Genomic DNA, 10,208 nt, shown 5'->3' on the forward strand with positions numbered 1-10,208 from the left:
AACCTACTCTCCGGTGGCTACCGGACGAGAGCCGTCGTTGGACCACTGCGACCACGAACCAGGGAAGAGCGCCGCGTCGTATCCCGCTATCGCCAAAGCCGCAATCTGATGCGCCGCAGTCACTCCCGATCCGCAATACACGGCAAAGCGATCCCCGTCGCCCGCTGCGGAGAACCGCTCGCGGAGAGTAACGGTGCCCGCAAATTTTCCTTGTCCATCGATGTTCTCACCGGTAGGCGCATTCACCGCACCGGGAATGTGCCCGGCCACTGGGTCGATCGGCTCGACCTCACCGCGGTACCGCTCACCGGCCCGTGCGTCGAGAAGCACACCACCGCTCGCCGACCATCCCGCCGCCTCGTCGATGTCGACGACCGGCATATGCCCGGCCTCGAGCGTCACGTTTCCCTCGGTGACTGCTGAACCGGCGCCCACCGCAACCGGAAAATCGGCTGCTTCCCAGGCTTGCAACCCACCGTCGAGTAGACGGACATCAGTGAGCCCGGCCCAACGCAACAACCACCACCCGCGCGCTGCGGCGGTGTTGCCCGTGGCGTCGTACAAGACAACCGAATCTCCGTCGTCGATCCCCCATCGACGTGCTGCTACCTGGAGATTTTCGATGGTGGGCAAGGGGTGGCGTCCCGCTTCCTTCGACGCCGGAGCGGCCAGCTCGCCATCGAGGTCGACAAATACTGCGCCGGCGATGTGACCCGACTGGAAGTGCTGGGCGCCATGGGGATCACCCAGCGCCCACCGAACGTCGAGCAGGACCGGCGGGGTGCCCGCCTCGATGAGGGAAGCCAGTTCAGTGGCGTCGACAAGAACGGGTGCAGTCATGTCTCTCATACTTGCACGATCGCCTCAGGCAATACCGAAGAAAGCCCCGAGCCCGACAAGTAGGACTCCGCTCACTACGTCGATGCGCTTTCCGACGCCAGGTCGCCGCAGCTTGCGTCCGGCGCCGGCCGCGAGCACCACCACTACTGCCCACCACAGCGCAGCCGCCACCACTGTGGCGCCGGCCAACGTCAGGGTGCGCAGGCCGGCGCCCTGACCTGGTTCGACAAACTGTGGAAGCAAGCCGAGAAAGAACAGCAGAGCCTTCGGGTTCAGGAGATTGGACAGGAACCCGTAGCGGAATGCCCGCAGCGGCGGGGTCGGTTCCGACGCGGCGTTGATCGTGTCACCGGCACTTCGGGCTTTGAACGCACTGCGAATCGCGGCGATACCCAACCAGGTCAGGTACGCCGCGCCGGCATAGGTGAGGGCCGAGAGCAGCTGCGGACGTGTCGCGACCAGAGCTGACAAACCGAGCGACGCGGCAGCGGTATGGACAACCAATCCCGTGATGACGCCGGCGGCAACCACGGCACCTGTCCGACGATCTGCCAACGAATGCCGCAAGATCAGGACAAAATCCGGACCGGGTGTGAACAGGACGATAGAAAGTAAGGAGCCAAAAGCAAGCCACTGAGTGGTACTCATCTTCGGGTACTCATCGGAATCTGCCTCATGCGCTTCATGGATGGAGTGTGCAACTGGATCCGGGGAGTTCAAAACCACTCCGGATAGAATCCGGCAGATGACGAAGAATGATCCTCTGGATTCGGTGGATTGGAAGATTCTGACCGAATTACAGAAAGATGCGTCGATCACCAACAAGGTTCTGGCCGACCGAGTGGGCCTGGCGACGTCGTCGTGCCACGAACGTGTGCGCCGGTTGCGGGCAAACGGGACCATCAGCGGAATCCACGCCGTTGTCGACCCGGCTGCCGTCGGCCGGTCGATGCAGGCGATCATCGCCGTGCAACTGCGCCCACACCGCCGTGATCTTGTCGACCGCTTCACCGCCGATGTGCTCGCCCTTCCGGAAACGCTTGCGCTGTTCAATGTCTCGGGGCCGGAAGACTTCTTTCTCCACGTCGCGGTGCGGGACAGCGCCCATCTGCAGAAGGTATTGATCGACCACCTGGCAGCCCATCCGGAGGTGTGGCATGCGCAGACTCACCTCATCTACGGCAAAGCGGTCACAGCGCCCATCCGACCGGATCACTGAGAACCGCTGCTCCAGGCGTCGGGCAGAATCACTGACCATGTCGGACTCCCCACCTACCACCGAACCGGAAGCCACCGAAAGCAACGCACAGCCCATCAGCGCGGGAATCGTGACAGCGCTCGTGGGATTCACCAGTTCATTTGCGGTAGTCCTCACCGGTCTGAGTGCCGTGGGCGCCGACGCCACCGAAGCCGCGTCTGGTCTGTTGGTTCTCTGTGTGACTCAAGCACTGGGCATGCTGTGGCTGTCCCGCCGGTACAAGATTCCGATCACCCTGGCCTGGTCGACTCCGGGCGCGGCACTGCTGGCCGGCGCCGGCGCGGTGCACGGTGGTTGGCCGGCCGCGGTCGGCGCGTTTGTCGTGGTCGGAATTGCCATCGTTCTGACGGGGCTGTGGCCGACGCTGGGCAAGATCATCGCTGCGATCCCGACTCCGCTGGCGCAGGCGATGCTGGCCGGAGTTCTCCTCCCCTTGTGCCTGGCGCCGATATTCGCGGTCCGGGACGCACCGCTGGCGGTAGCGCCGGTCATCGTGGTCTGGCTTGCGGCACAACGGTTTTCCAAGCGGTGGGCCGTTCCCCTGGCATTTCTGACCGCAGCCGTGGTGATCTGCATCAGCCTGACGACCACGGACGACAACACTCTCGACGTCGGTGCGATGATTCCTCGCGTCGATCTCACCATGCCGTCGTGGTCGTGGCAGGCAATGGTCGGAATTGCGATTCCGCTGTACATCGTCACGATGGCGTCGCAGAACATTCCCGGTGTGGCGGTGATGAATTCGTTCGGATACACCGTTCCGTGGCGACCGTCCATGATCGTGACCGGCCTCGGCACCGTCCTCGGAGCCCCGGCCGGCGGGCACGCTGTCAACCTCGCCGCGATCAGCGCCGCGCTCGCGGCAGCGCCAACGGCGCACCCCGATCCGAAGCGGCGGTGGATCGCGGCGAGCACCGCCGGTTGGGCCTACCTGGCGTTGGCCGCCGGTTCTGCCGCCGTCGCGGCACTGGTTGTCGCGGCACCGGCCGGCGTGGTGGAAACCGTTGCCGGGCTTGCACTCTTGGCGCCCCTGGCAGCGTCGTTGACCGCTGCGCTCAGCGACGCCACCGAACGTGAAGGTGCTGTGGTCACGTTCCTCATCGCCGCGTCCGGCGTCAGTGTTCTCGGAATCGGATCGGCATTCTGGGCACTCCTCATCGGTTTGATCGTGCGGGCCGCGCTCACGAGTGGTCCACTGACCTCGCTAAGGTCGAGATCGTGAGCGCAGCAGATACCGTCATCTCGATCGAAGAGTTTCCCGTCCGCTGGCCGGTACCCACCCGCTGGGACGACAACGACCACTACGGCCACGTGAACAACGTGACCTACTACTCGTACTTCGACACGGCGGTGAACGCGTGGCTCATGTCCGCCACCGGCGTCGACATCCGTACGCTGCCGGCCATCGGGGTTGTGGCGGAGACGTCGTGCCGATACCTGAGTGAACTCACGTTCCCCGAACAGTTACAGGTCGGCATCTCGGTCGAGAAGTTGGGTACCAAGAGCATCGTGTACTCGCTCGCGATCTTCCACGAGAACGCCGACGGAACCTGGGTCGCCGCCGCGACGGGACGGTTTGTCCACGTCTACGTCGACGCCGTCACCCGCACATCGGTGGCGATACCGGCCGCGATCAAAGGCGCGGCCGGTTCGCTCCTTGCTGCTTAGCTCAATCCCAACTTGTCTGCGGTCGCAACTGCGCGCTCAACGATTCCGTCGATCAGTGTCACGGTCGGGCCGCCGTGCTCAGCCCTGTTGCGGGGATCGTCGAGGATTCGGCGCAGTACGCCCTCGGCGATGATCGACAGCTTCCACAACGCCAGAACGTGCCAGTAGCCGACGGCCGACACGTCGCGACCGGTGGCGGCAACATATGCGTCGACCAGTTCGTCCCGACTCGGGAAACCCTCGAGCGTCGACGCCATGAAGGGGCCGGCCACCTTGTCGCCCGCTTCGGGCCAATATGCCAGTAGCGCACCAAGATCCGCAAGCGGATCACCTAACGTACACAGTTCCCAATCCACTACGGCCAGCACTCGGCCTTCGGCCGGGTCGGTGATGATGTTGTTGAGATGGAAATCGCCGTGAACCAGGCTGACTTCGGCCTGTTCCGGAATGTTCCGGTGCAGAATGTCCGCGAGCCGTTCCACATCGGGGATATCTCGGGTCTTCGACTTCTCCCACTGCGCTGACCATCTCTTGAGCTGCCGCTCCGCGAACGGCTTACGACTGGCCAGATCCTCGAGGCCGGTTTCCTCGAGATCGACGCCGTGGATGGTGGCGAGTGCCTTGGGCAACGCCAACCCGATGTTTCGCCGCTGCTCCACCGTCAACTTCTGCGCGACCGGCACACCGTCGATGACAACCCCGTCGACGTAACTCATGAGAACCAGCGGGGCGTCCGTCACAGCCGGGTCTTCGGTGATTCCGATGATCTTGGGCACCGGAACGGCTGTGCCCTGCAGCGACGACAGGATGCGGTGCTCCCGCACTATGTCATGTGCCGATGCCAGCAAGGTGCCGAGCGGGGGTCTGCGCAGCACCCACCGCGCACCTCCGGCATCGGTGACGGCATACGTGAGGTTGGATTGACCGTTGCCGATCCTCTCGAAAGTCAGTGGTGTGGTGGCGCCTACGCCCAGCTCGGCGATCCACCCTGAAACAGCATCTTCGTTCAGTCCGACTGCGTTCACCGCACCGATGCTAGCCGGAGAATTCGCGAAGGCGGGCGGTTCCGACACCATTGTTACCCACCGGTTCGGAAACAGTGATGGTCTCTCCTCATCGAAACCCACCAGTACTTGCGGATTCTGCTACTTGCGGATTCTGCGCCGAAGGGGATGCTGGGAAGTACAGCTTCACAAAAAACTGAATATCACACCGGGATTGCTCGACATCGCCCACAAGGCACGTCGGCATGAGCAGAAACCGAGGTGAACTCACGATGATCGGCAACCTCGATTGTCCAGTCCAACTCATTCAGCCGGACGGCGCGCGGGTGTGCCGACCGGAATACGACCGTCTGATCGCCGATCTGGAGCGAGACGACTACCTCTCGCTGTACCGCGATCTCGTGATCAGTCGCCGAATCGACACCACCGCGGTAACACTTCAACGCCAAGGCGAAATCGGTTTATGGGCACCGCTTTCAGGCCAGGAAGCCGCGCAGGTCGGGTCAGCCCGTGCGCTGGAGCCTGACGATTTTGCCTTCATCTCGTACCGCGAGCACGCCGTTGCCTACTGCCGCGGGATTCCGCCCCACGCGCTGACCGTCCTGTGGCGCGGGTGCGCCCATTCAGCCTGGGATCCAGAACAATTCAACGTGACCAACCCGGCGATTGTTGTCGGCTCCCAGGGACTACACGCAACGGGCTACGCACTGGGCGCCCACCTCGACGGCGCAGAAATCGCGACCATCGCCTATTTTGGCGACGGCGCCACCAGCCAGGGCGATATCGCCGAAGCACTGGGCTTTGCCGCCAGCTTCCGCGCCGGAGTTGTCTTCTTCTGCCAGAACAATCAGTGGGCGATCAGCGAACCGGTCTCACTCCAGTCCCGCACACCGATCTCGCACCGCGCCGAAGGCTACGGCATGCCGTCGTATCGCGTCGACGGAAATGACGTACTCGCAGTCCTGGCAGTCACTCGGAAGGCTCTCGCCCACGCCCGTGAGGGCAGCGGGCCATCATTCATCGAGGCAATCACGTGCCGCATGGGCCCGCACACCACCTCCGACGACCCCTCCAGGTACCGCTCCGACACCGATATGGCGCAGTGGCGGGCCCGCGATCCGCTCGAGCGCATGAGGTTGTTTCTCACCTCCCGCGGATTCCTCGACGACGAGGGTGCCGCCGAGATTGCTGCCGCTGCCGACGACGTCGCGAATGGCGTACGCCGCGCCACAATCGGTTTCACGGATCCACCGTCCTCGGCACTGTTCGATCACGTCTACACCGGCCCCCACCCGTTGATCGAACACGAACGTGCGCAGCACCAGGAGTATCTCGCAAGTTTCGACGATCAGGAGGCCATGTCATGACGATCGTCAATCTCGTGACCGCACTCAACACCGGACTACGACGTTCACTCGAGCAAGACCCCCACGTCGTTATCCTCGGTGAGGACGTCGGCCGTCTCGGCGGCGTTTTCCGGGTCACCGATGCACTGCAGAAGGATTTTGGCGAGAACCGGGTCATGGACATGCCACTGGCCGAATCCGGAATCGTCGGAACAGCTTTCGGCCTGGCGCTGCGCGGCTACCGGCCCGTGTGCGAAATTCAGTTCGACGGCTTTGTCTACCCGGCCTTCGACCAGATCGTCTCTCAGGTCGCGAAAATCCATTACCGCACCCAGGGACGGGTACGCGCACCCATCACGATTCGCATTCCCAGTGGCGGCGGAATCGGTGCCGTGGAACATCATTCGGAATCACCGGAGGCCTACTTCGCCCACACTGCGGGGCTGCGGGTTGTGTACCCGAGCAATCCGGCCGACGGTTTCCACATGATCCGCCAGGCCGTCGAGTGTGACGATCCGGTGATATTCCTCGAGCCGAAGCGGCGCTACTGGAACTCCGCGGAGGTCGATGTCGACGCGGAACCGTCACTGCCACTGCACAGTGCGCGGGTTGTCCGCCCGGGCAGCGATGCCACTGTTGTCGCCTACGGATCGATGGTCGCGACAGCCCTGGAAGCTGCGGACATCGCCGAGAACGAAGGCAATCACCTCGAAGTGATCGACCTCCGATCGCTCTCCCCGATCGACTTCGACACGGTGGACGCGTCGGTGCGGCGGACCGGACGACTTGTCATCGTCCACGAGGCACCGATGTTTCTCGGGATGGGAGCCGAAATCGCTGCGCATGCCGCCCACGAGTGCTTCTACGACCTCAAGGCCCCCGTCCGCCGCGTGACCGGTTTCGACATTCCCTATCCCCCGGCCAAACTCGAATCGTTCCACCTACCCGACGCTGATCGAATCCTCGATGCACTCGATGACGTGTTGGCATCATGACTACCGCGGAGTTCCGGCTTCCCGACCTCGGTGAGGGCCTCACGAGCGCCGAACTGGTGTCGTGGCATGTGAATGTCGGCGAGCGCGTCAGCATCGATCAGGTGATCGCCGACGTCGAAACGGCCAAGGCGCAAGTCGAACTTCCGTCGCCGTACACCGGAGTGGTCGCCGAACTCCTCGCAGAACCCGGCGCCACCGTGCCAGTGGGGGCACCGATCATCCGCATCGAGAGTACGGACCCTGTTGGTGCCGACGCGTCCGCGCCGCCCGTCCTGGTCGGCTACGGACCCCAAACGGCGCATGCAAGTCGCCGACGCAGAAAAGCTTCTCCGGAATCGGCCCAGCACAAGCAGATGGCACGGGCGATGACCGCCAGCGCCCGCGCACCCCAGGCAACGGTGTTCGTCACGAGCGACGTCACCGCGTCGATGGAACTACTCGAAACACTGAGCAAAAGCGCAGACTTCGAGAACTGTTCGGTCACACCGTTGACGCTTGCCGCCAAATCTCTGGTGACCGCCATCGCGTCGCACCCCGGCGTCAATGCGACGTGGGACGAGACGGCCGAACGCAGTGTTGTCCATCCACACGTGAATCTGGGGATTGCGGTGGCATCGGATAGCGGCCTCGTGGTTCCCAACATCAAAGACGCCGACAGCCTGACACTGCGAGAGATTGCACTCCGCATCACCGAACTGACGTCGACGGCCCGCGCCGGCCGTACCGACGTCGCGCATCTGACCGGTGGCACGATCACGATCACCAATGTCGGGGTGTTCGGCGTCGACGGCGGTGTTGCGCTGCTCAATCCCGGCGAGGCCGCCATCCTCGCGCTGGGCAGCGTGAACGAACGACCGTGGGTTCGCGGCGGACAGATCACCATTCGGCAGGTTGTGACGCTCTCACTGACATTCGACCATCGCGCGCTGGACGGGCAACAGGCGTCGCAGTTCCTCACGCTCGTGGCGTCGATGCTCACTGACCCGGCCGTCCTTCTCGCCCATCTGTGACGCACCCGTTGCCCTGGCAGACTGTCACGGTGAGCATCGCCCCCGACCCCACTCTGATTCGCGCACGCGCCGGCATTTTTGGCATCTTCGGCATCAACGGCTTCCTGCTCGCCATGTGGGTGGTGCACATCCCGTCGATCGAGCATCGCGTCGGCATCAGCCACTCCACCCTCGGGTCGCTGCTTCTCCTGCTCGCCGTCGGCGCCATTGCCGGCATGCAACTCAGTGGCCCGCTCGCCGACCGCTTCGGGAGCCGAAAGATGGTGATCCTGGCGGGAACGGCTTTGTCCGCGGCCGTACTCGGTCCGGGGTTTGCCACCAACGCGTGGCAATTGGGCGCAGCACTGGTGGCCTTCGGTTTTGCCAACGGCGCTTTGGACGTGTCGATGAATTCCCAAGCCGTCGAAGCAGAACAGTTGTACCGGCGGCCGATCATGTCCGCGTTCCACGGCATGTTCTCCGTTGGCGGAGTGGTGGGTTCGGTTATCGGCGCCGCCACTCTGAAACTCGACGTCGCACCATCGGCTACCCTGACCGCCGCTTCACTGGTCGGCTTCGTGGCCGTCGCGATCTGTTCCCGGCCACTGCTGCCGCGCATCGAGCACCACTCCCACCCCACCGCAGCGGAACAACCACACGGCCACTTCTCGGCCAAGGTACTGGCGCTGGGCGCACTCGCGTTTGTCCTGATGCTCGCCGAAGGTGTGGCAAACGATTGGAGTGCACTGCAAGTCAAGGAAGGCCTTGGTGTCTCGGATGCCGTGGCAGCGTTGTCCTTCGGCGCTTTCTCCGCGATGATGACGGTCGGCCGATTCACTGCAGATCGAATCAGTGCCGCACTCGGCCCCGTCGCGGTCGTTCGCTACGGCGCCATGATCTCCTCGGTCGGAATGTTGACGGTGGTGTTGTCGGGGTGGCTTCCGCTCACCCTCTTCGGCTGGGCGCTCTTCGGCGCCGGGCTTTCCGGTTGCATCCCCCAGATCTTCACGACCGCCGGCAACCTGGGCTCAGGATCGGCTGGTACCAACATGTCTCGCGTCGTGGGATTGGGCTATATCGGGTTTCTTGCCGGCCCCGCCACGATCGGCTGGGCGACGCAGATTGTGCCACTCACCACAGCAATGCTCATCCCACTCGTCTGCGTGCTGGTCGCAGCACTGTCCGCCGGTGTCGTTCGTCGCGATTCTTCGACCACCCACCGAGATCACAGCTGATCCTCACGCTTGTCACAGACAAAGCAGGGATGCTGGACATGTGACCGTCTCGACCTCTGCCCCGCACTCCCCGTCCGCTACAACCCGTTTCCTCGCCCTTGCCGCAGTGTGTGCCGCGGCGCTCGGGGTTCTGTACTTTCTCCGACCCGATTCGCCGACGGTCACTGTTCCGGATTCGCTGAGATCCATTGCCGATCAGATCGTCGTCTTCGTCGACGTCACTGCAGTGTTGACGGCCACCGCGGTCCTCGCCGCGGTGTCGATGATCCGCACCTTGCCTTACGGTATCGGCGCCATACTCATGCTCGGGGTGGGCGCAAACCTGACCAGTGCCGCACTGGGTTCCTGGCTCCCGGATGCACCGGCCGCGTTGCTTCCCAGTGGACATGTTGTTGCGGCGGCAGCCCTGTACGGCTCAGCAGTTCTGATCTCTGCGCCGCGGTGGCGACCCGTCATTGTCGGACTGGGCATCTCCGGAGTTGCCGCGGTCGCCGTCAGTGTGGTCGCCACCGGGATGAGCGGAATTTTCGGCGTGGTTGCCGGCCTTCTGATCGCAGCGGCGTGGGGTTGTGTGGCAGCCATTCTGATGGAGCACTCGCCCGTCGCCGCGAAACGTGAAGCGGCCCGGCCGGATACGGCGGCCATAGCATTCTCCCGGGATCGGAGCATTCAGCTCTGATACCAAAAGGCGCCTACTCGCGATTGCGAGTAGGCGCCCTTTTTCTGAAGCAGAAGAACTTACAGGGCCTTGAGTTCTTCCGTGACCTCGGCGACGGATTTCTTCGCGTCACCGAAGAGCATGGAGGTGCCGTCGGCGAAGAACAGCGGGTTGTCGATGCCGGCGAAGCCGGAGTTCATCGAACGCTTGAGCAC

Annotated in this window: 12 protein-coding genes; 8 read left to right on the forward strand and 4 right to left on the reverse strand. The window is 63.5% G+C overall.

Annotated elements, in window-relative coordinates; all coding sequences use genetic code 11:
- Positions 1-3 precede the first annotated feature (3 nt).
- Positions 4-840 (reverse strand): sulfurtransferase, encoded by an 837-nt coding sequence (locus ACFRFQ_RS29990; protein ID WP_378665219.1) that lies wholly within the window; start codon positions 838-840, stop codon positions 4-6.
- A gap of 24 nt (positions 841-864) precedes the next feature.
- Complete coding sequence (locus ACFRFQ_RS29995; protein WP_378665220.1) at positions 865-1,488, reverse strand: LysE family translocator; 624 nt, start codon at positions 1,486-1,488, stop codon at positions 865-867.
- Between the two features lie 97 nt (positions 1,489-1,585).
- Here ACFRFQ_RS29995 and ACFRFQ_RS30000 point away from each other — a divergent pair, with 97 nt between their 5' ends.
- Genes ACFRFQ_RS30000 through ACFRFQ_RS30010 form a run of 3 tightly spaced genes read left to right on the forward strand, consistent with a single transcriptional unit; the run spans position 1,586 to position 3,766 of the window.
- Positions 1,586-2,059 (forward strand): Lrp/AsnC family transcriptional regulator, encoded by a 474-nt coding sequence (locus ACFRFQ_RS30000; RefSeq protein WP_378665221.1) that lies wholly within the window; start codon positions 1,586-1,588, stop codon positions 2,057-2,059.
- 37 nt (positions 2,060-2,096) lie between these two features.
- Positions 2,097-3,320 (forward strand): benzoate/H(+) symporter BenE family transporter, encoded by a 1,224-nt coding sequence (locus tag ACFRFQ_RS30005; RefSeq protein WP_378665222.1) that lies wholly within the window; start codon positions 2,097-2,099, stop codon positions 3,318-3,320.
- Positions 3,317-3,766 (forward strand): acyl-CoA thioesterase, encoded by a 450-nt coding sequence (locus ACFRFQ_RS30010; protein ID WP_378665223.1) that lies wholly within the window; start codon positions 3,317-3,319, stop codon positions 3,764-3,766. Before ACFRFQ_RS30005 ends, ACFRFQ_RS30010 begins: the two co-directional genes overlap by 4 nt.
- Here ACFRFQ_RS30010 and ACFRFQ_RS30015 read toward each other — a convergent pair.
- On the reverse strand, positions 3,763-4,791 hold the full coding sequence (locus tag ACFRFQ_RS30015) for a phosphotransferase family protein (protein ID WP_378665224.1): 1,029 nt from the start codon (positions 4,789-4,791) through the stop codon (positions 3,763-3,765). The two genes, ACFRFQ_RS30010 and ACFRFQ_RS30015, sit on opposite strands and share 4 nt — an antisense overlap.
- Before the next feature lie 251 nt (positions 4,792-5,042).
- Between ACFRFQ_RS30015 and ACFRFQ_RS30020 the strand changes: the two genes are divergently transcribed.
- From ACFRFQ_RS30020 to ACFRFQ_RS30040, 5 genes are read left to right on the forward strand one after another with little or no spacing between them, the layout of a single operon-like run.
- Positions 5,043-6,137, forward strand: coding sequence for a thiamine pyrophosphate-dependent dehydrogenase E1 component subunit alpha (locus ACFRFQ_RS30020; protein ID WP_378665231.1), 1,095 nt, complete (start codon positions 5,043-5,045; stop codon positions 6,135-6,137).
- Entirely contained in the window at positions 6,134-7,111 is a 978-nt protein-coding gene (locus ACFRFQ_RS30025; RefSeq protein ID WP_378665225.1) for an alpha-ketoacid dehydrogenase subunit beta, read from the forward strand. Before ACFRFQ_RS30020 ends, ACFRFQ_RS30025 begins: the two co-directional genes overlap by 4 nt.
- On the forward strand, positions 7,108-8,121 hold the full coding sequence (locus ACFRFQ_RS30030; protein WP_378665226.1) for a dihydrolipoamide acetyltransferase family protein: 1,014 nt from the start codon (positions 7,108-7,110) through the stop codon (positions 8,119-8,121). The genes ACFRFQ_RS30025 and ACFRFQ_RS30030 overlap by 4 nt, the downstream gene beginning before the upstream one ends.
- A 29-nt stretch (positions 8,122-8,150) precedes the next feature.
- Positions 8,151-9,335 (forward strand): MFS transporter, encoded by a 1,185-nt coding sequence (locus ACFRFQ_RS30035; RefSeq protein ID WP_378665227.1) that lies wholly within the window; start codon positions 8,151-8,153, stop codon positions 9,333-9,335.
- Between the two features lie 40 nt (positions 9,336-9,375).
- The gene (locus tag ACFRFQ_RS30040) at positions 9,376-10,014 is read left to right on the forward strand and encodes a hypothetical protein (RefSeq protein WP_378665228.1); all 639 of its coding nucleotides are present in this window, start codon (positions 9,376-9,378) and stop codon (positions 10,012-10,014) included.
- Between the two features lie 59 nt (positions 10,015-10,073).
- Here ACFRFQ_RS30040 and ACFRFQ_RS30045 read toward each other — a convergent pair.
- On the reverse strand, positions 10,074-10,208 hold a 135-nt coding region (locus ACFRFQ_RS30045; protein ID WP_378665232.1), incomplete at its 5' end, for an NAD(P)(+) transhydrogenase (Re/Si-specific) subunit beta.

Origin of the sequence: Rhodococcus sp. NPDC056743, assembly GCF_042790355.1 — a bacterium.
Lineage (GTDB): Bacteria > Actinomycetota > Actinomycetes > Mycobacteriales > Mycobacteriaceae > Rhodococcus_F.

Bases quoted from the DNA above. Each gene is read 5' to 3' on its own strand.
- ACFRFQ_RS29995 (WP_378665220.1), bottom strand. From the start codon at position 1,488: ATGAGTACCACTCAGTGGCTTGCTTTTGGCTCCTTACTTTCTATCGTC.
- ACFRFQ_RS30025 (WP_378665225.1), top strand. From the start codon at position 6,134: ATGACGATCGTCAATCTCGTGACCGCACTCAACACCGGACTACGACGT.
- ACFRFQ_RS30020 (WP_378665231.1), top strand. From the start codon at position 5,043: ATGATCGGCAACCTCGATTGTCCAGTCCAACTCATTCAGCCGGACGGC.
- ACFRFQ_RS30005 (WP_378665222.1), top strand. From the start codon at position 2,097: ATGTCGGACTCCCCACCTACCACCGAACCGGAAGCCACCGAAAGCAAC.
- ACFRFQ_RS30030 (WP_378665226.1), top strand. From the start codon at position 7,108: ATGACTACCGCGGAGTTCCGGCTTCCCGACCTCGGTGAGGGCCTCACG.
- ACFRFQ_RS29990 (WP_378665219.1), bottom strand. From the start codon at position 840: ATGACTGCACCCGTTCTTGTCGACGCCACTGAACTGGCTTCCCTCATC.
- ACFRFQ_RS30000 (WP_378665221.1), top strand. From the start codon at position 1,586: ATGACGAAGAATGATCCTCTGGATTCGGTGGATTGGAAGATTCTGACC.